The 19674-nt window shown below is 49.3% G+C and carries 17 protein-coding genes; 6 read left to right on the plus strand and 11 right to left on the minus strand.

The features are described 5' to 3' along the window. Positions 1-2 precede the first annotated feature (2 nt). Positions 3-1424 carry a pyruvate kinase gene (gene pyk, locus ON05_RS25790; RefSeq protein ID WP_039781246.1) on the minus strand — a complete coding sequence of 474 codons (1422 nt, stop codon included), beginning with the start codon at positions 1422-1424 and terminating at the stop codon, positions 3-5. 415 nt (positions 1425-1839) lie between these two features. On the opposite strand from pyk, the gene gap reads away from it, so the two are divergent. After that, the gene (gene gap / locus ON05_RS25795) at positions 1840-2880 is read left to right on the plus strand and encodes a type I glyceraldehyde-3-phosphate dehydrogenase (RefSeq protein WP_010477080.1); all 1041 of its coding nucleotides are present in this window, start codon (positions 1840-1842) and stop codon (positions 2878-2880) included. Positions 2881-2912: 32 nt separating this feature from the next. On the opposite strand, the gene ON05_RS25800 is transcribed toward gap, so the two are convergent. The 4 genes from ON05_RS25800 to ON05_RS25815 form a co-directional block, all read right to left on the minus strand. Next, complete coding sequence (locus tag ON05_RS25800) at positions 2913-3608, minus strand: glutathione S-transferase family protein (RefSeq protein ID WP_010477078.1); 696 nt, start codon at positions 3606-3608, stop codon at positions 2913-2915. A gap of 187 nt (positions 3609-3795) precedes the next feature. Beyond that, positions 3796-4371, minus strand: coding sequence for a hypothetical protein (locus tag ON05_RS25805; protein ID WP_010477076.1), 576 nt, complete (start codon positions 4369-4371; stop codon positions 3796-3798). A gap of 73 nt (positions 4372-4444) precedes the next feature. Continuing rightward, positions 4445-7060, minus strand: coding sequence for a chloride channel protein (locus ON05_RS25810; RefSeq protein ID WP_010477074.1), 2616 nt, complete (start codon positions 7058-7060; stop codon positions 4445-4447). 272 nt (positions 7061-7332) lie between these two features. Further along, positions 7333-8238, minus strand: coding sequence for an ABC transporter permease (locus ON05_RS25815; RefSeq protein WP_012161551.1), 906 nt, complete (start codon positions 8236-8238; stop codon positions 7333-7335). 183 nt (positions 8239-8421) lie between these two features. Here ON05_RS25815 and murA point away from each other — a divergent pair, with 183 nt between their 5' ends. Beyond that, entirely contained in the window at positions 8422-9717 is a 1296-nt protein-coding gene (gene murA, locus ON05_RS25820; RefSeq protein ID WP_029315450.1) for a UDP-N-acetylglucosamine 1-carboxyvinyltransferase, read from the plus strand. An 88-nt stretch (positions 9718-9805) separates the two neighbouring features. On the opposite strand, the gene ON05_RS25825 is transcribed toward murA, so the two are convergent. The 4 genes from ON05_RS25825 to ON05_RS25840 form a co-directional block, all read right to left on the minus strand. Then, a complete protein-coding gene (locus tag ON05_RS25825) occupies positions 9806-10258 on the minus strand; it encodes a nucleoside deaminase (RefSeq protein WP_029315449.1) in 453 nt (150 codons plus the stop codon). A 25-nt stretch (positions 10259-10283) separates the two neighbouring features. Next, positions 10284-11768, minus strand: a complete 1485-nt coding sequence (gene gatB / locus ON05_RS25830) for an Asp-tRNA(Asn)/Glu-tRNA(Gln) amidotransferase subunit GatB (protein ID WP_010477067.1) — start codon at positions 11766-11768, stop codon at positions 10284-10286. Positions 11769-11963: 195 nt separating this feature from the next. After that, entirely contained in the window at positions 11964-12056 is a 93-nt protein-coding gene (gene petL, locus ON05_RS25835) for a cytochrome b6-f complex subunit PetL (protein WP_071826383.1), read from the minus strand. Between the two features lie 157 nt (positions 12057-12213). After that, positions 12214-12561, minus strand: a complete 348-nt coding sequence (locus tag ON05_RS25840; protein WP_010477066.1) for a hypothetical protein — start codon at positions 12559-12561, stop codon at positions 12214-12216. Between the two features lie 384 nt (positions 12562-12945). Here ON05_RS25840 and ON05_RS25845 point away from each other — a divergent pair, with 384 nt between their 5' ends. The 4 genes from ON05_RS25845 to ON05_RS25860 all read left to right on the plus strand — a co-directional run bounded on the left by ON05_RS25845 (position 12946) and on the right by ON05_RS25860 (position 16149). After that, the gene (locus ON05_RS25845; protein ID WP_010477064.1) at positions 12946-13329 is read left to right on the plus strand and encodes a hypothetical protein; all 384 of its coding nucleotides are present in this window, start codon (positions 12946-12948) and stop codon (positions 13327-13329) included. Positions 13330-13579: 250 nt separating this feature from the next. Then, positions 13580-14572 (plus strand): glycosyltransferase family 2 protein, encoded by a 993-nt coding sequence (locus ON05_RS25850; protein ID WP_010477062.1) that lies wholly within the window; start codon positions 13580-13582, stop codon positions 14570-14572. Further along, positions 14554-15102: a serine O-acetyltransferase gene (locus ON05_RS25855; RefSeq protein ID WP_010477060.1), complete on the plus strand. Its 549-nt coding sequence runs from the start codon at positions 14554-14556 to the stop codon at positions 15100-15102. The genes ON05_RS25850 and ON05_RS25855 overlap by 19 nt, the downstream gene beginning before the upstream one ends. Positions 15103-15129: 27 nt before the next feature. Beyond that, complete coding sequence (locus ON05_RS25860) at positions 15130-16149, plus strand: glycosyltransferase family 2 protein (RefSeq protein ID WP_010477058.1); 1020 nt, start codon at positions 15130-15132, stop codon at positions 16147-16149. 34 nt (positions 16150-16183) lie between these two features. On the opposite strand, the gene ON05_RS25865 is transcribed toward ON05_RS25860, so the two are convergent. Both ON05_RS25865 and infB read right to left on the minus strand, forming a co-directional pair. Continuing rightward, complete coding sequence (locus ON05_RS25865; protein ID WP_012161540.1) at positions 16184-16393, minus strand: hypothetical protein; 210 nt, start codon at positions 16391-16393, stop codon at positions 16184-16186. Between the two features lie 249 nt (positions 16394-16642). Continuing rightward, positions 16643-19615, minus strand: coding sequence for a translation initiation factor IF-2 (infB, locus tag ON05_RS25870; RefSeq protein ID WP_010477053.1), 2973 nt, complete (start codon positions 19613-19615; stop codon positions 16643-16645). Between the last annotated feature and the right edge of the window lie 59 nt (positions 19616-19674).

A 19674-nucleotide genomic window follows, 5' to 3' on the forward strand; every position in this document is an offset into this window, starting at 1 on the left:
CCCTACTCAATCCGATGAATCTTGATAAAGTTAGTCCCCCTAGCTCGTTGGGTAGGAATGCCGCCAATAATCAAGATTTTGTCTCCAGACTCCACAAACTGTTTAGCCAGTAAAAATGATTGGGCTTGGGATACCAGCTCTTCAAAGGATTCCACCTGGTGGTCAATCAAAATGGGCTTGACGCCCCAAACCAAATTAAGGCGATGGTAAACCTTTTCACAGGGGGTAATGGCAATGACCGGAGTTCGAGGCCGCTCGCCTGCCGCCATCATTGCGGTGTAACCCGATGAGGTAAAAGCGGCAATGCACTTTAAGGTCAGTACGTCCTGAATCGCACTGAGGGCCTCACTGAGGGCATGGGTCTCATCAAAGCAGGCGGGTGGATTATTAACGAAGTTCAAATCAGGTTCCACATCCGTGGCAATCCGAGCCAACATTTCCACCGATTTAACGGGATATTCGCCTACCGCCGATTCTCCCGACAACATCACTGCATCCGTGCCATCAATAATGGCATTGGCAACGTCACTGGCTTCGGCTCGCGTCGGTCGAGGATTGCGAATCATACTGTCCAGCATTTGGGTGGCGGTGACCACGGGGAGCTTGCGCTTATTACAAGCCCGAATAATCTGCTTCTGCAGTTTAGGGACTTTTTCCGCACTCATTTCAACCCCTAAATCGCCACGGGCCACCATCACCGCATCACAAGCATCCAGAATCGCTTCCAGATTTGCGATCGCATGGGGTTTCTCAATCTTGGCCATCACCGGTACATCTGCTGCCCCATGCTGCGCTAGCACCTCTTTGAGCAGATGAATATCGGCGGCCCGACGGACAAAGCTAAGGGAGACCCAGTCCACCCCTTGGGACAGGCCAAACTCCAAGTCTTGCCGATCCTTGTCCGTCAAAGAGGGAAGCTGCAAATCTAGACTCGGAAGATTGACCCCCTTACGACTGCCTAAAATGCCACCTTGAATAATTTGACAATGGATTTGATCCCCTTCAACCTGTGCCACCCGTAATTCCAGCAAACCATCATCCATCAAAATAGGCGTTCCAGATTGGGCTTCATTCGCCAAATAGGGATAGTCAATGGCCACGGTTTGTGGTTGGTTGTGAAAGTGCTCTTCCGCCACTAACGTCAACCGTTCGCCTACAACTAAATTCATTGCCCCATCTGCAATCTGGCCAACTCTAATTTTGGGGCCTTGTAAATCCTGTAGCAACGTAATAGGCGTATCGAGTTCTGCAGACACAGACCGCAACAGCTTTACCATTTGGGCATGCTGTTCATAAGTGCCATGGGAAAAGTTTAAGCGAGCCACATCCATTCCGGCCCTCACCATTTGGCGAATAATCTCTGGGGAGCTACTGGCCGGACCAATAGTAGCAACGATTTTTGTCCGGTGCGTCAGGGATGCAATCACGGTCGGTATTCTTTGGAAGTAAAGGCAGTCTTTCAACCATATCTTGAATAGATAACTGATCTAAAAAATTGCTTAGGAAAATCCTGTCATCCATGAACCTCTCTTAACGTGGTAGTTGTTGAGCCATATTCGTCTCATCATCAAAACTGCACAACTTTGTAAAGGCTTTCTATCTCTACAGTCCCTTTAACGCCAAAAAAGTCAGCATTTCCCAAATTGAATTTATCTTTGACCGCTGTGTTTCTGTTTATCTACAACTGAACAGAGATTGAGTTCCGGTTAGATGATTTGATGGTCAGATCTTATCGCTCTAGCAGCTCAGAGCGATAGGACTGGCTGAGAGACATCTGATTTTCGCTGCATGAATAGGGCCTAAAGCAAGTGCTTAGTACTCCTTCCTATGAGGTTCTCAATGACTATAAAAATAGGCATTAATGGGTTTGGCCGTATTGGTCGACTAGTATTCCGAGCTGGGATCAATAATCCCAATATTGAATTTGTCGGCATTAATGATTTAGTCCCTGCCGAGAACATCGCTTACCTACTGAAGTACGACTCAACCCATGGTCCCTTTCGTGGCACAGTTGCGGCTACGTCTGAGGGCATTATGGTCAATGACAAATTCATCCCCTGTACCGCGATTCGTAATCCAGAAGAACTACCCTGGGGCCAGCTAGGGGCAGAGTATGTCGTGGAAGCGACAGGACTCTTCACCACCTTTGATACTGCCTCAAAACATCTCGCCGCCGGGGCCAAGCGGGTTGCTATTTCAGCCCCTACGAAAGAAAAGGATCCTGAGAAGGTTCCGACGCTCCTTATGGGAGTTAACCATGACCTCTACAATCCCCAGCAACATACGGTTGTATCTAACGCCAGCTGTACCACCAATTGTCTGGCCCCCATTGCCAAAGTCATTCACGATAACTTTGGTTTTGCCGAAGGACTGATGACGACGGTTCATGCCATGACTGCCACACAGCCGACGGTAGACGGCCCCAGCAAAAAAGATTTGCGCGGAGGCCGAAGTGCAGCCCAAAACATTATTCCGGCTTCCACCGGTGCAGCCAAAGCGGTCACCCTAGTTCTGCCCGAACTCAAAGGTAAGTTGACGGGGATGGCCCTGCGGGTTCCGACTCCTGATGTCTCTGTTGTTGACCTCACCTTCCGCACAGAGCGTTCTACCACCTATGCCGATATTTGTGCAGCCATGCGAACCGCTGCCTACGGGGAACTCCAAGGAATTTTGGGATATACCGAAGATGCCGTTGTCTCTACGGATTTCACCAGTGATCCCCATTCCAGCATTTTTGATGCTGGAGCGGGTATGGAACTGAACTCTAATTTCTTTAAGGTTGTGGCTTGGTATGACAACGAATGGGGTTACTCCAATCGCATGATTGATTTAATCCAGTCCATGGCCGCCAAGGAATCGGAAAGGATGGCATTTGCCTAGTTAGCCATTGCTTTATACCACACTCCCTTAACCTATGGTTGGGGGAGTGTTTTTTTGGGAACAAGTAATGCATCAGCCCTCTGGCGACGCCGCTTTTGCCATAGTTTGGCCAGGGCTCGAATACTTCGCATAAACCGATCTTTCTCAGGAGCAGATAATTGAGTCTGCTGCCAAGCAGGTCTGGCCATCAGCACTTGGAGCCAGCGCTGTAACTTTGGCTGTTGATCCAATGTAAATCCTAAGTCACCAAGTACCGGGACAAACGAGCCTGCCACAATATCCGCCAAACTTAAACCATCGCCACCAAAATAGGGGGCTTCTAGAAGCCCTTCAAATATATTCAGCACCGTCACTGCCCGATATTTAGCATAGGTTTGTTGGTCTGGCTTTTTCATCAAGCACTCACCAATCGCTGGGACCAATTCATTCACAGCAATCATTTGCACCTGTCGCACCTTGGCAACTGCCTGGACAGATGCGGGCAGCAACTTAGGTTGGGGATATTGCAGGTCCAAATAATCCAAAATGGCTTGGGATTCTGTAATCGTCAAGCCATTGTCCACTAGTACCGGAATCCGACAAAAGGGGTTGAGGGTTCTGAACTCTGGAGTAAATTGATCGCCCCCCATATTTACGTATATCGGATCAAACGTTAGCCCCTTCTCAAGGAGCGTGATCCAAACGGGACGGCTAAAGAGGGATGGCTTGGCATAATAAAAAGAAATCATTGGTATTTTAGAACGAACGATCGTACTAAATATAAAGCAAGCAGTATCATACCTTCAACCCCCAACGCCAGAACTCTTTCATTGTCTGAATTTAGCTGTTTTGGGATTGACTTGATAATGTCACTGAACGACTTTGTGCCTAGGGATAACCTGGCCTAAGCAGGACCTCAGCCTTTCTCCAGACAGACTATTGCGTCCACTCAGGGCTTAACTGACGGAAGTTGAGTTGGGAAACACCCGGATGACACCGAACACAGGTATCAGGGGTGACTGGTTCAGCAAAATCAACACCGGGATGCAAGATCTTAAAGAATGTTGAACGCCTAACTTGGTATGGAATGGGGCGAAGACCATCTTCTCTCATCGGTCGAGAGAAGAATCTTAGGTATTCCCAGGTCTGGGTAAGTTCTGGATTTCTAAACGGGGGCAACACTACGCCGTAATGGTTGGTGTCCGGTAAGAGGGTCTGCCAAGTTTGGCTCGGTAATACTTGTGGGGGTAAAGCGACATGGCACGTTCCACACCGTTGCTGATAGAGTTTTTCACCCTGCTTGAGCTGAGGAGGGACCCGATCAACGCCACCGACAGACTCAGGGGTTGGCAGGGATTCTGAGGCTTGGGCTAAGGGGGCAGTTTCAATGGCCACAGAGGTTTGGATGTGAGCTAATCCCCAGCCCAGTACACAACTCCATAGGCTTAATAAAAAGATGAGGCCCCAGATTGAACGTCGTCGTTTTCTTCTCAGTTTGATCATTTTGGACATTGCCTCTCACCATCTAATAAAGAGTCAGACGTTTGGGTCAATGTTCCATTACCTGACATTGTTCAGGGCACAGCTAAACCACAACGTTGGTTCCAGAGCCTCTCACTAAAATGATGGTTGCCTCTGTCCCTTGGGCAATAGCTAGGGGGATGTTTCCCTTAAGTGCTTGGTGGACTAACCCAGCTGGACTGGCTCCAATGACGATGATGTCAGTCTTTTGGAGCCTTGCCAGTTCCACAATAGCGTCTGCCACATTTTGAGCACAAATTTGTGTCCGTTTGACTGCGCTATCCGGGCAAGCCTGTTTGAGGAACTGTGAGTAGTGATCGAGAATGCTGGGGTCAGGCAGATCACTACTGGGGGGATAAACTTGAAACAATTTCAGTTTGGGTGACTTGCTAAGGGGAACAAGGGCTGGCAACAGTTGAATCGCTTGTTGCACATTGGGCCCTCCAGACACTGGGATAAGCCAACGCTGGTTTTTACTCCTATTAAAGTGGGCGGCAGGTCTTATCACCAAGACTTGGCTTTTGGCCTGCTGGAGAATCGTCCGAACTGTGGGATTACCAATCTGTCCACCAGAAAAAAATTGCCCTTGCCACCCCATAAGCAGGAGATTGATATGCTCCGTCTGTTCGACTTCCAAAATGGCTTGGGCTACGTCCTGAGCCGCAATGATTTGGGTATGAACAGACACTTGGTGGCGTTGGCCATACCGAATTGCTCTTTGTAGAAGTCGCCGACCTTTGACGGTTTGGACGGGGGTCTCAGCTGGTAAACGATTACGAGGTAGACGGATAATGTGCAGGCACTCTAACTCATAGTTCAGGGCTTGAGCCATGGCTACAGCAACCTTTAGGAGGGTTTCAGCCGTGTCAGGATTCGCGAGGGGCAAGAGGATTCGCCCTTCGCCAGTGGCGGGCCCTCGAGTTAGGTAGACACCATAGGACGGGGCAAAAGCCTGATTATCCTGTTGTTTCTGGCCGGAAATGTGATCAAATTCGGCGTGAATAATATCGGCACGGGTAATGATGCCGATGAGTTTGCGTCCATCTAATACGGGGAGACGACTGATATGGGAGCGATTGAGAATATAAAGGACATCTGACAAGGAAGCCGTGGGGCCGACCGTTAAGGGTTGGGACGTCATGATATCCCGGATTAAGGTATCGCCGGGTTTCTGTTGTTGCGTCACTCGATTGAGATCCGTGCGACTCAAGATCCCCACTAATCGTCGGTCTTCGAGCACTGGAAAACCCCGATGGTGGGAACGGGAAAAAATCTTTCGGGCTGCATCTAAAGACAGATCGCTAGGTAACGTTTCCACTTGCCGCTGCATAATGTCTTCTGCAGTCAGGGCATCTAACATCCGTTGGGCAGAGGGAGATGCATTTTGGAGTTGAATCCCTTGTTGCTGTAGCAACAAATCATAGATAGAACTTTGATTGACTTGCTCAGCGGTTAGATAGGCGACTACAGAGCTGATCATCAGAGGGAGAACGAGATTGAAATCCTGGGTGATTTCAAAGATAATCACGATCCCGGTGACAGGGACACGACTAACGGCCCCAAAAAACGCCCCCATGCCCACAAACGCATAAGTCGTGGGTAAACCAGCACCGAGTAGTTGAGCCTGACCTAGCCCTACTAAATTCCCTAAGGCGGCCCCCATGACTAGGCTGGGGGCAAATAATCCGCCTGGAGCCCCTGAACCATAGGCAATCAGGGTTAGTCCAAACTGGACAACGAAGGCTGTTAGAGCCAACTGCCAACCCAGATCCCCTAAACCCAATAGTCCTCTGAGCCCCGTATTGTCCTGGAAAATGCTGGGCAGTTGGCCAATAATACCGCCACAAATACCGCCTGCTAAGCCGATGCGCCAGGGTAACCCGAGGAACTTGAGGCGGCGGTTTAGATCAACACTGAGGAGCAGGCCTCGATTGAATATGGCTCCAAATCCTCCTGCCAAAATCCCCAGCAAAATAAAGAAGGGAATTTCCGGAACGGAGAAGCTGGTGGCGGTGGTGACCTGTTCAAAGCTGATAGATAGGTTTTGCCCCCCTAAAACATGGGCAACAACTGCACCGATAAAGGAAGACAGAATGGCGGTCCCCAGGGTTAATCCAGATAAGTCATGCAACAGCTCCTCGACAATAAATAAGACCCCAGCAATGGGGGCTGCAAACCCTGCTGCGAGTCCTGCCCCGGCCCCGGCTGCAATCATTTGCTGTCGGTGGTTGGGAGCTGTAGGGAACCAGTAGCTTAGCTGTGCGGCCAGAGCAGCGCCTAATTGCACCGTAGGCCCTTGCCGCCCTAAAGGTAATCCGGTTCCCAGGGCAGTGATGCCGCTGACCAGTTTAACCAGGGCGACTTGCCAATTCAGCGCAATGGGAAACTGTGCCAGTGCAGCCTTCACTTGAGGGATACCACTCCCCTTGGCATCCGGGGCAATGGTTTCTATCAGCAACCCTGCGGTTAAACCACCGATAACCCCTATTAACGGCAGCATCAGAGGAGAATGAAACTGGTTGGCTAAAGATATCCGTAGCCCCCCTAACCACCCAATCCCATCCTGTAAGGCGACGGCTGCTAAACCAGAAATAAGACCAATCAGACAGGCTTCAATAATGGCAAAGCGACTGGACTGAGTGAGGTGGCGCAGGGGTTGGAATGCCGAAATTAGCTTCATAGAGGTATGTCCAGAAGCCTTTGCTTTGTTTGATCAGGGTTAGATCTTGGGCTGGAATAAGTAAAGCAGCGTTGTAATTTGAGGTTGAAAAATGCTTGGGGGGGAGAGGATGAGATCGCATCTTCCGTATCATCACTACGTCTGACCAAGAACCACATCGTATGGGTATAAAAAAGTGTGATGGGAGGGGGAATACCGGAAGGCGAAAGAACAGCCCACATAAAGCGTTGTGGAGTCACCTCACAGCAATCACCATCATCTTACCTTGGTGCTTAGCTCTGATCGGCATCCCGCCGCTGTAGAGGATTGAAAAACTCACTTAGACCTTCACTGGCAAGGGATAATCCCACCGATAATGAGGCCATTGCTAAGCCAGGAAATAGGGTGGTCCACCACACTTCCCCAGTGAATCCTTCTAGGGCCACTTTTAAGTCATATCCCCATTCTGGGATTTCAGCGGGCAAACCTAGACCCAAGAAGCCCAGGGCTCCCAGGGTTAAAACAGAGTCTGCGGCATTTAAAGAGAACAAAACTGGCACACTTTGAATCACATTACCGAAGAGATATCGCGTAATAATTCGCCAAGGAGAAGCCCCTAGAGCTCTAGCGGCTTCCATAAACAGCTCTGTCTTAATGCTGACGGTATGGTTACGAACCACACGATAGTACTTAGGGATATAAGCTACACCTAACGCAGCCGCAGCACTCGGAACTCCTCGGGCTGCCTCACCAATCGAAAAGGACAAGGTTACGGCAATCAGTAAACCTGGAATGGCATAAATCGAATCCATTAAAAAGAGTAAGATTCGATCTACCCAGCCCCCAAGATACCCACTGATGAGTCCCAAAATAACGCCAAAAACAACACTAAATAAGGTTGCTGCCACCACAACTTGTAGGGCAGCCCGAGCCCCATAAACTGTTCGAGCAAAGACGTCATACCCGAGCTTGTCCGTACCAAACCAATGCTTACCAGAGGGCGCACTATGGGGAATATTTTCAAGAATGCTGGTGGAGGTTGGATCTTGAATCCAATTCCATTGCTCTAAAGAGGGAGCTATTAGAGCAATAATGACAAAAAACAGGGTAATCATAATGCCCGTAATCATTAACCAGACTGATAAGCTGGCATGATGGGGAAACCGTAGAAAACGTGGCCAAACTTTAGTAGGAGTCATTGGCGAAAGAAAATACGAATAAAGAATTCACTACAATTGATACGGAATATGAGGGAAATGTTACAAAAGTTCTGATTTTTTGGCCGGTTTTAGGGTACACTCTAGACCACATTCTCCTGAAAATTTTTGGTGTGGTGTAGGCCATTGAATACTCTTAAAACCGTTTCTTCCCCCGTTAGCATAGTGGATCAGTCTGTTTCGACCAAAGCAAACTCGTCGATCCTTGAGGTATGGGGAGGGACACCACTCCAAGGGAAAGTCAACATTAGTGGAGCCAAGAACTCCGCCCTCGTGCTTATGGCTGGGGCACTCCTCTGTTCAGAACCCTGCCGTTTGCGGAATGTTCCATCCCTTGCAGATATCCAAGGAATGGCCAAAATCCTCAAAGCCTTAGGGGTCAAAATTAAGCAAGATAACGATGTTTTAGAGTTGGATCCGACCCACATCACCACAACGGATGCCCCCTATGAACTCGTCAGTAAGCTAAGGGCCAGTTTCTTTGCCATTGGTCCATTACTAGCCCGAATGGGCGTTGCCAAAGTCCCTTTACCCGGCGGCTGCGCCATTGGTGCGAGACCCGTAGAAATTCATGTTCGAGGTCTAAAGCAGCTTGGAGCCGAAGTTTACATTGAACATGGTGTCGTTCATGCCTATGCTTCTAAACTTAAAGGCGCCAAGATTTATCTGGATTACCCCAGCGTGGGGGCGACCGAAACCCTGATGATGGCTGCAACCCTGGCCGAAGGGGAAACCGTTTTGGATAACGCTGCCCAGGAGCCTGAAGTTGCAGACTTGGCAAACTTCTGTATATCCATGGGAGCCAAGATTACGGGAGCGGGCACCAAAACGATTACCATTTCTGGTGTTCCTAAACTGCACAGCACCGATTACAACATTGTGCCAGATCGGATTGAAGCAGGCACCTTTTTGATGGCGGGAGCGATTACCCACTCTGATATTCTTCTGTCGCCTGTCGTGCCTGATCACCTAACTGCAGTCATTGCTAAACTCAGGTCTATCGGATTTCAATTGACACCGGATGCCCAACAGGGATTGCGGATCCAGTCTAAAGGGGTTCATACAGGGACCGAAATCGAGACGCTTCCCTATCCGGGGTTCCCCACCGATATGCAATCCATTTTCATGGCTCTGCTGACCTTAAGTGAGGGAAACAGTGTTGTGACTGAAACAGTATTCGAAAATCGTTTGGGCCATGTTCCTGAATTGGTCAGGATGGGGGCTGATATTCGAGTGAAGGGCAATATTGCTGTGATTCATGGTGTGCCATTCTTGTCAGGGGCACCGGTAACAGGAACTGACTTGAGGGCAACGGCAGCACTCGTGGTCGCCGCCCTAGCCGCCAAAGGTAAAACCAGCATTGAAGGTCTACAGCATCTAGACCGAGGCTATTCTGACTTTGAGCAGAAGTTACGGGGCTTAGGTGCCAAAATTGAGCGGGTTTCTGCTCCCAACGCTTAAACCGAACCGTTTTCGTCTTTAACCTGTCCCAGTCTCAAGATAATAAGCATCTTGAGACTGGGATTTTGGTTTCGGCTTGAGTTGAGCTTCAGGCTTGTTCAACTCCAATATCCTCGTACCAAAGTTGAGGGGTGCCTTTAATAAACGCCTGCATCATTTGGTGACACTGGGGATAGTCTAGGACAGTAACCTGGACTCCACGAGATTTCAGCAAGGCTTCTTCTCCCATAAAGGTCCAATTTTCGCCTATGACCACGCGGGGGATTTTATAGAGCAAAATAGCGCCTGTACACATGCTGCAGGGTGACAGGGTGGTGTATAACGTAACGTCTTGGTAAAACACGGCAGGTTGGCGCCCCAAGGTTTCCAGAGCGCTCATCTCGGCATGTAAAATCGCACTGCCTTGTTGCACCCTTAGATTATGGCCCCGACCCACAATATTCCCATCCTTGACCACTACAGAGCCAATCGGAATTCCGCCAGCCGCTAACCCCCGCTGAGCCTCTTCGATGGCTGCATCCATAAATGAGTCTGAATTCATCTGCACCAAGGAGTCATAATCGGCTTTAACCTTTAAGCTTTTTAGCCAACATCTGATTCGTAGCTTTAGGATCAGCCCGTCCACTAGTGCGTTTCATGACTTGTCCCATAAAAAAGCCTTGCAGTTTAGTTTTACCGTTGCGGTATTGTTCCAGCTCTTGGGGATGGGCAGCCAATACTTCATCAATCAGGGATTCCAAAGTAGCAGCATCCGAAATCTGAGTGAGTCCTTTCTTTTCGACTAGTTTTTTAGGAGAACCGCCTTTTGTCAGCAGCTCAGGCAAAAGCTCTTTGGCAATTTTGCCACTGATGGTGTTGGCTTCGATAAGCTCAATGAGCTCAGCTAAGGCTTCAGGGTTTAAGGCAATGTCTGTAATGGATAAGCTCTCATTGTTGAGATAGCCGGTGATATCTCCCATTAGCCAGTTTGCTGCCTGTTTGGCCGAAGCGCCCGCTTTTAAGGTGGTCTCAAAATATTGAGTGATGGCGTGATCATCCGTGAGGATACGAGTGTCATAGGGGGACAGCCCAATTTCTTCCTCGTACCGATGACGCTTGGCTGCAGGAAGTTCTGGTAGTTCTGACTGCCACTGCTTGAGCAGACTGGGGGCAACTTCAATGGGGGTTAGATCTGGCTCTGGGAAATAGCGATAGTCACTAGAGCCTTCTTTGCTGCGCATGCCGATGGTACGTTGTGCGCCTTCTTCCCATAGCCGCGTTTCTTGAATAATGGGTTCACCCGTTTCAATGGCTTCAATTTGGCGGGCAATTTCATAATCGATAGCCCGTTGAATAGCACTAAAGGAGTTCATATTCTTGATTTCTACTTTGGTACCAAATTCTTTCTGCCCCCGAGGACGGACAGAAATATTGACGTCGCACCGCAGAGACCCTTCTTGCATATTGCCGTCACTAACCCCAAGATACCGAACAATTCGGCGAATCTCTTGGGCGTATTCGGCGGCTTCTAACCCCGTGCGCATATCGGGTTCAGAGACAATCTCTATTAGAGGGATGCCAGTGCGGTTAAAGTCCACCAGAGAGTGGGTGGAACCCGCTAGGCGATCGCTGCCACCATGGACCAATTTGCCTGCATCTTCTTCCATATGTAGACGGGTAATGCCGATTTTTTTGCGGGTGGCTTCCCCTTGTTCATCAACAATTTCGACTTCTAACCAACCATGCTCGGCAATGGGTAAGTCAAATTGGGAGACTTGATAGTTTTTGGGCAGATCGGGGTAAAAGTATTGCTTCCGGTCGAATTTGCTGTATTTAGCAATCTCACAATTGAGAGCGCGACCTGCCTTGACGGCATATTCTAAAACCGTTTCGTTAAGGACGGGCAAAACACCAGGCATGCCCATGCACACGGGGCAAACTTGGTGATTCGGATCTGCGCCAAAGGCAGTGGAGCAGTTACAAAAAATTTTGGTGTCTGTACTGAGCTGGCAATGGGTCTCTAAACCAATTACCGCTTCATATTCAGTCTTTGCAGGAGCCTTTGTGACCATGTAGCGTTTGCCTTATTGCAATAACTCCCCCCTATTCTAGAAGGTTTGGGGAGGAGAACGAATGGCAGGTGCGATCGCAACCACAATCTTGGCTAACTTATGACGGGGTTTGAAGCATTCTTCAAACGAAAAATTCTGGTCGAAAGCTTGGGGGATCCTATATTCCGGCCAAGCTTTCGGATGGATGCCTTTGTCTTAGATCAACTTGACGGCCTTGAGCCCAAAATAGAGACCAAGAGCCATACCTGTAAAAAGACTGATAAATAAAATGTAGGCGACAAAACCCATGCTGATACCTCTAACTAGAACTTAATAGTGAATGATTGTAATATCCCACTCTTGAGTAGCTTATCGGATGGCGATCCCACCTGTCCAAGTTTGATGTAGAGATGGGGACTGAATCCATCTTCCCAAGAGCAAAGCTAAGAACCAAGCCTAAATTGACTTATCCGTTTGCTTCAATAAACTCATTTAGATCTTCGATGGTACGGGTCAGTTCAGCTTCGGTTGTGAGTCGAATTCGATCATCCCTCACGGTAATTAAAACTTTTGCTGCAAAAGGACTAGGCCAAATATTAGGGTTGCAAAAGCATTCCAAAAAAACGTCCCCAGTATACTGATACTCCATGGAAGGTTGGGGCTGTACCTTTTCTCCAGGCGTTTTGTTGGCAACAGCCTTCAGGCTGGTCATTAAGGTTGCAATGGCAGCTTTAAACTCCTGGGCTGCTTCGGCCGTAAAACTAAAAGTAACGGATCCTTCTATTAAATTTAATCGCAGTTGTGCGGATGACATAGGGAAAACGTTGACGAGTGGCTTTGCCTCTCAATAGTACCTGGGTATTGGTAGCAGAACCTATGAGAAATGTAGAGGAATCTATCCCTTGCGATGGATAGCCTCGCTAAAAATATTTTTTCATCACGCTTCATAACAATTGACAAATTAAGGTGAGCTCGGGAACATCCTAGAAGTAAGACACATCATGCAAGAAGTACTGCAAATATGATGAAATGTGTCAAAAATAAACTAAATTGTTTAACTTAAATAGCGCTTTGTCGCAGGGAAGGCTTAAATAGATGAATTATCAACCTAAGATTACAAAGGTTCGATCATTCAGTTCCAAAGCAGGCCGATTCCTTGGTGTTGTTCTTCACTCTTTTCACTTACAGGAGAAGTTTTATGGTTCGTTCTATCCGAGCTTTATCCATCACCCTGACTGTTGCGAGTACAGTAGGGTGTTCTAGTTTTTTGCTTCCGAGTCAGGCAAAGGCTCACCACGAAAGTCCGACTCAAATTTCATCTGCCAAATATACCTATAACCCCCAATTGGTGCGTTTATATACTTACGAGTGCACTAAAAAATTAAGAGAAGTGAAAGGGGATACTGCTGATAAAGCCTCCCAGATTTGCCAATGCTCGATTTCACAAATGCAGCAGCAGCATTCACAAGTGCAGGCGATTCAAATCTTTACGAAAGCCCAAGCCAGTATTAAAAACGATCCAAAAGCGATGCCTCCAGAGCTATCGCCTTACTTCACACCTTGCATTTCTACTAGCGGCTGAAGATAGGATTTGCCCCTCGCAGCTCCACGTCATATTGCGAGGGTGTTGAGTCGGTTGATAGCCCGGCAAATATTCATGGACGATAGGTGCAAAAAAAGCATCCTTCTCATTCCACTGTCAGACGAAGACTAGAGGCGTGGTAAAGGGGACCTTGGCATTCGTCAGAGTTTTGTCCAGGGGAAACTGCGCTGTCTCTTTACAGATGTTAGAAATAGGAAAGGCTTATTCCCTTCAACGAATCCTTTGATTGATGTTAGAGTCACCATCACCTTCTTTGCTGGTTGTGATTGTCAATTACCGAACGCCCCAGCTAACGATCGATTGTTTGCAGTCTTTGCAAGCAGAGGTGAAGCACCATGGGAATACGCGGGTTGTCGTTGTTGATAATCAGTCTGGGGATGGATCCGTTGTCGTATTGCAGGATGTGATCGCATCTCATCATTGGCAAGAATGGGTATCACTCCGAACCTTGGATACCAATGGGGGATTTGCAGCTGGCAACAATGCTGTAATTGGTCCTGCTCTCAAGTCGGCTCAACCCCCTGACTATATTTGGTTGTTAAACCCCGATACGGTGGTTTGCCCTGGAGCCCTCAAGACCTTACTAGCATTTCTCAAACAACACCCTGATGTGGGCATCGCGGGCAGCCGTCTAGAGCATTTAGATGGTACCCCACAATATTCAGCCTTTCGATTCCATACCATCTGGAGTGAGCTAGATCAGGGATTACGGTTGGGACTGGTGTCTAAAGTTCTATCCAGGTGGATATTAGCACCACCGATTCCTAAGGAGGCGGTGGCCACAGATTGGTTAGCCGGGGCCAGCATGATGATCCGACGCCAGGTCTTTGAGCAAATTGGGCTGCTGGATGACGAGTTCTTTATGTATTACGAAGAAGTTGATTTTTGCCTGAGGGCAAGACACGCTGATTGGGCCTGTTGGTATGTCCCCGCCAGTCGCGTGGTTCATCTGGTCGGGCAAAGTTCAGGGGTAACGGGAGCCCAAGCGACCCAACAGCGACGACCTCAATATTGGTTTGACTCTCGCCATCGATACTTCCACAAACACCACAGTCATTTGTATTCGGTCCTGACGGATTTAGCATGGTTGGGGGGCTTTTCCCTCTGGCAGCTTCGGCAATTCGTCCAGCACAAACCTCAAGTCGATCCCCCCTACCTTCTACAAGACTTCTTCTGCAATAGTGCTTTGATTAAGGGGGGACAATGTCGCAGCGGGATTTAAGTCTCTGGCAACAAATTATCGAAGACTGGCGAGCCCATCAGTCGGACTGGACCAAACCGGGATTTCGCGCAGTTGCCGTGCATCGGTTTGGGGGGTGGCGGATGCGAATTCAACCGAAGCTGATACGAGCCCCTTTTAGCCTGATTTATCGGGGACATTACCGCTACATTCGCAATGTTTATGGCATTGACTTGCCCTACACCGTCAAATTAGGGCGTCGAGTCGTCATTGAGCATCAAGGAGCCATCGTTATTCATGGGGATAGCGAGATTGGCGATGACTGTATTATTCGTCAGGGCGTTACCTTAGGGAATCGCTACCTAGAACACCCTTTTGATGCCCCTAAGCTGGGGGCACGAGTAAATGTTGGGGCAGGCGCTAAAATCTTGGGAGATGTGGAGCTGGGGAATGATGTCAATATCGGGGCGAATGCAGTTGTTTTGTCGAACGTTCCATCTGGAGAGACAGCCGTGGGCATCCCAGCTAAAATCTTGACCCTTCATCGTCTCCCTATCCCGAGCGGAGAGTAGGAACGCTAGCATTAGCATAATACTTATATGCCTCAGGACGTCGTTAAACCCGCACCCGCAGAACAAACCCTTGGCTTAGTGGCCATTGGTCGCAATGAAGGAGAGCGTCTCAAGGCTTGTTTGAATTCTGCGATCGCACAAGTTCCTATCGCCCATATTGTTTATGTGGACTCCAGTTCTACAGATGACAGTGTCACCTGGGCAACGGACCTAGGAATCACAGTGTTGACCTTAGATTTATCCATTCCCTTTACGGCAGCTCGTGCACGTAATACTGGATATAAATATCTTTGCACCGAATATCCCCAGCTGACATTTATCCAGTTTCTGGATGGGGACTGCCAGTTAGCCCCTGATTGGTGCACCACCGCCCTAGCTACGCTAGTGATGTATCCCGATGTGGCGGTCGTATGTGGTCGGCGACGAGAAAAATCTCCTGAACAGTCTGTCTATAATCTGCTCTGTGATATGGAATGGGACACGCCCATCGGTGAAGCACTAGCTTGTGGTGGAGACGCCCTGATGCGGATTTCAGCCCTTCAACAAGTGGGCGGATATCGAGATTCTTTGATTGCAGGAGAGGAGCCGGAACTCTGTCTGCGGCTGCGGCGCAACCATTGGCGCATTCTTCGCATTGATGCTGATATGACCTGGCATGATGCCCAAATCACCCAGTTTAGTCAATGGTGGCAGCGTACCGTTCGAGCTGGCCATGCCTATGCAGAAGGGGCATGGCTCCATGGAGCACCTCCCGAACGCCATTGGGTGCAAGAAAGTCTGCGGAGCTGGATCTGGGGATTTATCCTGCCCATTACCCTGTTGGCAACTTTGCCTGGGAGCCAAGGATGGAGCCTAGCGGGTGGGGTAGTTTATGTCTTGCTAGCTGCAAAGATATGCTGGACACAGCACTCCAAGCATTCTTGGTCAGCATCTGCAACGTATGCACTATTCTGTGTACTGGGTAAGCTGCCAGAGGCTCAAGGGCAGCTCCAGTTCCATTGGTACCGGATCGCAGGTCGAACCCAGCAAATTGTGGAATATAAATAAGGCGCTTAATCCATCAGAAACTAGGCCCAATGGATTAATAGGCTAAGGTCTCTAGGGTCTGCTTGAGGTAGGACCGAACCAACACTTCTAGGGTCTTGCCTTGGGCATTTGCATCTAATCCGCGCTCAAGCACCCAGCGCTTAAAGCCGGAGCTACTGGAGATGACTTGCTTGAGATCAGGCCAGAATAGCTCTGAATCATCAGAGAGATAATGATTAGCTGTAGGAGACGAAAGAGGACTCATAACTGTCTTCCAAATAGGTGAGGAATAATCACTCAGCATTTAACTCTTCTTTTAGAATAGCTGAGTTTATGGGCCTATGCACACCTTGCATCAAAAGAAAATGAAGAAGAAGTACTTTCAAAGATCCATCTGCTCCCTGGATCTAAGAGGGTGGGGCAACCCTTTAAGATTCGCTTAAACTCGTCTCCAGCATACTTAACTTAGATGCTGGAGAGTGTGACCGGGAATACAGAAAATGAAGGATTCAGGCTAGGTCGCTGCGGATAGGGTTCTCCGCTTCGTCACCATCTGATAGGCTTCAATTCGATCGCCTTCAGTCCAGCCACTGAAGTTATCGACGCCCACACCACATTCATAGCCTGAGTTCACTTCACGGACATCATCTTTCATGCGCTTGAGGGAATCTAAGATACCTTCAAAGACCACGTCATTGCCTCGCTGGATGCGGATGCGACAATTCCGCACCAATTTCCCAGACTGAATGTAACAACCTGCGATCGCACCTCGTCCCACAGGGAATACGGCCCGAACTTCGGCCTCGCCCAAGTCTTCCTCCACAAACTCAGGTTCGAGCAGACCTTCCATCGCCCCTTCAATGTCTTCTAAGAGCTTATAGATAATGTCGTACTCACGAATATCAACCCCAGCCTGATCGGCGGCTTGGCGAGCCCCACTGGCTAAGCTGGTGTTGAAGCCAATAATGACGGCACCACTGGCAGAGGCTAAATCCACATCTGTTTCGCTGATTTCGCCGGGAGCGGACAGCAATACACGAACTTGAACTTCATTCTGAGGCAGTTGAGCCAGAGACCCTAACAGAGCCTCCAGAGATCCCTGTACATCTGCTTTGATAATTAGGTTCAATTCTTTCAGCTCTCCTTCACGGGCCTGTTCAGACAAGGCATTGAGGGAGACTCGTCGAGAAGCCATGGCCTGCTGCAGACGGGTATGGCGTTGCTGATCCGTGCGCTGCCCCGCTTGAGAGCGGGCTTCTTTCTCATCTACGAAGACTTCAAATTCTTCACCCGCTGCGGGGACTTCACTCATCCCCAGCACTTCAACAGCAAAGGAGGGACTGGCCGTATCGACGCGGGCACCGCGATCGTCAACCATGGCTCGCACTTTGCCGAAGACAGACCCGGCAACCAATACGTCACCCACTCGCAGGGTCCCATTTTGGACCAGCAAGCTCGCTACCGGACCTTTAGCCTTATCTAAGTGAGCTTCGATGACCGTGCCCTTGGCTGGACGATCAGGATTGGCTTGCAAGTCTTCCACTTCAGCGACCAGAAGCACCATTTCAAGCAGCGTATCGAGATTTTCTCCCTTTAGGGCACTGACCGGCACCATCACCGTTTCGCCACCCCAATCTTCAGGAACTAGATTATGCTCGCTCAGTTCTTGGCGAACTCGGTCCAGCTGAGCCCCTTCTTTGTCGATTTTATTGATGGCAACAATAATGGGAACCTCTGCTGCCCGAGCATGGCTAATGGCTTCCAAGGTTTGGGGACGGACGCCATCGTCAGCAGCGACCACCAGAATGGCAATATCCGTCACTCGGGTTCCCCGAGCCCGCATAGCGGTGAAGGCTTCGTGACCCGGTGTATCTAGGAAGACCACCTGTTGCATCCCATCCTCATGGGGAAGGTCAACGTGGTAAGCCCCAATATGTTGGGTGATGCCACCGGCTTCTCCTTGGGCAACTTTTGTTTCGCGAATCGCATCCAAGAGGGTGGTTTTACCGTGATCTACGTGTCCCATGATGGTGACCACAGGTGGACGGCCTTGCAGTTTCTCTAGATCTTCAACATCCAGCATTTCTGAGACTTTACGGGCCTCAGATTCTTCTTCCTGGGTTTCGACTTCACAATCTAGTTCTTCTGCCACCATCGTGGCAGTCTCAATATCTAAAACCTGATTGATATTGGCGGCAATTCCCTTCATAAAGAGAATCTTGATCACCTCAGTCTCAGGAACAACGAGTTCCGCTGCCAAGGCTTGAACCGTTAACTCGGAGGTTAAGGTCAGAAGCGTTGGCCGTTCGACCTCGACTTCCTGCTGTTGACGATAGCGATTTCGCTGCCGTCGATTGCCCCCTTTAGAGGGACCGGGGCTACGATTGATAGGAACAGTCGTGGGTTTAGACTGCTTCATGGATTTAGGCTTAGGTGGACGAACCAAAGATTGACTCACATCAACAGCCGCTTGGCTATTCGCGCCATCTGCACCAAAGAGATCGTCTTCGTCCTCCTCCATTTCTTTTTGGGTCCGTCGCTTCTGCTTCAGACTCGCTTTCGAAGCCTTGGTGGGCCGATCTTCTAATTGATCATCTGATTTATTGGACCGTTTATCTTTTTTCTGACGTGACGTGGGCGGCTTGAGCACGAGCAATTCAGTCGTGTCATTGTCATCATTAGCTGCGTCCCCGCCACCAGATTTGGCAGTGGAAGCTTCCAGCTCTTTCTCTGCTTGCTGTTTAGCTTTGGTAATGGAAATGGGACGAATGAGTCGTGGACGAGGCGGTTCAGTGACCACTGGTTTGGCCGGTGGTTCCACAACTGGCGCAGCAGCGCTGGGTTTAGGACTAACTTTGGGTTCTTCTGGACGAGTGGGTTTAGGAGGTGTGTTTAAAGTGGGCTTGCTCAAGAGCTGAGGCTTCACCATCTCGGGAACCTGAGTGGCGGGCTTGGTTAGCACCTTCTCTGCTTTAGGTGCAGGAGGAGACAAGGTCGGACTCGCAGGTTTGGGGGCAGGAGCAACAGGCGGCGGCTTGATGGCAGGCTTTTCAACCGCAGCTGGTCTTTCCGGTGCCCGGGTGGGTTCTGGGCGAACAGGCTTGGGGGCCTGTAAGGACTCCGATGCATCTGCTGCACTGACGGATGATGGGGGCGCTAGTGTTTCAGGAGGTTTAGAGGGTTGTTTGCGCAGCTCAAGAATTTGTTGTTTCTTGGGTCGATCTTGCTTGACTGGCTTGGAAATAGGACGAGGCTTGCGCGCATTGCCGTCTTTAGCAGTAGGCTTACGGTTGGGCTGATTTGGCTTTTGGCTAGATGGATGATTTTTGGCAGCGGATCGAATTTTTGCGGCTTCTTCCTCAGTAATCGTACTGCTGTGATTTTTAACAGCAATATCAAGCTGATCGCATACTGCCAAAATGTCTTTATTCTCCAAATTTAACTCTCTTGATAGCTCGTAAATTCTAACTTTGTGATTATTACTCATCCACTGGCCCCTTTGGTCTCCTGTGATCTTACATAGTTCTACCCTTTACGTTTTTGGGA

Source organism: Acaryochloris sp. CCMEE 5410, assembly GCF_000238775.2.
GTDB lineage: Bacteria > Cyanobacteriota > Cyanobacteriia > Thermosynechococcales > Thermosynechococcaceae > Acaryochloris.

What these genes read in the sequence shown, in the direction of transcription:
- ON05_RS25840 (WP_010477066.1), bottom strand. Translation starts at nt 12,561, where the DNA reads ATGTCATCCGCACAACTGCGATTAAATTTAATAGAAGGATCCGTTACT.
- ON05_RS25845 (WP_010477064.1), top strand. Translation starts at nt 12,946, where the DNA reads ATGGTTCGTTCTATCCGAGCTTTATCCATCACCCTGACTGTTGCGAGT.
- ON05_RS25800 (WP_010477078.1), bottom strand. Translation starts at nt 3,608, where the DNA reads ATGATTTCTTTTTATTATGCCAAGCCATCCCTCTTTAGCCGTCCCGTT.
- gatB (WP_010477067.1), bottom strand. Translation starts at nt 11,768, where the DNA reads ATGGTCACAAAGGCTCCTGCAAAGACTGAATATGAAGCGGTAATTGGT.
- gap (WP_010477080.1), top strand. Translation starts at nt 1,840, where the DNA reads ATGACTATAAAAATAGGCATTAATGGGTTTGGCCGTATTGGTCGACTA.
- ON05_RS25865 (WP_012161540.1), bottom strand. Translation starts at nt 16,393, where the DNA reads ATGAGTCCTCTTTCGTCTCCTACAGCTAATCATTATCTCTCTGATGAT.
- petL (WP_071826383.1), bottom strand. Translation starts at nt 12,056, where the DNA reads ATGGGTTTTGTCGCCTACATTTTATTTATCAGTCTTTTTACAGGTATG.
- ON05_RS25805 (WP_010477076.1), bottom strand. Translation starts at nt 4,371, where the DNA reads ATGTCCAAAATGATCAAACTGAGAAGAAAACGACGACGTTCAATCTGG.
- ON05_RS25850 (WP_010477062.1), top strand. Translation starts at nt 13,580, where the DNA reads ATGTTAGAGTCACCATCACCTTCTTTGCTGGTTGTGATTGTCAATTAC.
- ON05_RS25825 (WP_029315449.1), bottom strand. Translation starts at nt 10,258, where the DNA reads ATGAATTCAGACTCATTTATGGATGCAGCCATCGAAGAGGCTCAGCGG.
- infB (WP_010477053.1), bottom strand. Translation starts at nt 19,615, where the DNA reads ATGAGTAATAATCACAAAGTTAGAATTTACGAGCTATCAAGAGAGTTA.
- ON05_RS25860 (WP_010477058.1), top strand. Translation starts at nt 15,130, where the DNA reads ATGCCTCAGGACGTCGTTAAACCCGCACCCGCAGAACAAACCCTTGGC.
- ON05_RS25810 (WP_010477074.1), bottom strand. Translation starts at nt 7,060, where the DNA reads ATGAAGCTAATTTCGGCATTCCAACCCCTGCGCCACCTCACTCAGTCC.
- ON05_RS25815 (WP_012161551.1), bottom strand. Translation starts at nt 8,238, where the DNA reads ATGACTCCTACTAAAGTTTGGCCACGTTTTCTACGGTTTCCCCATCAT.
- ON05_RS25855 (WP_010477060.1), top strand. Translation starts at nt 14,554, where the DNA reads ATGTCGCAGCGGGATTTAAGTCTCTGGCAACAAATTATCGAAGACTGG.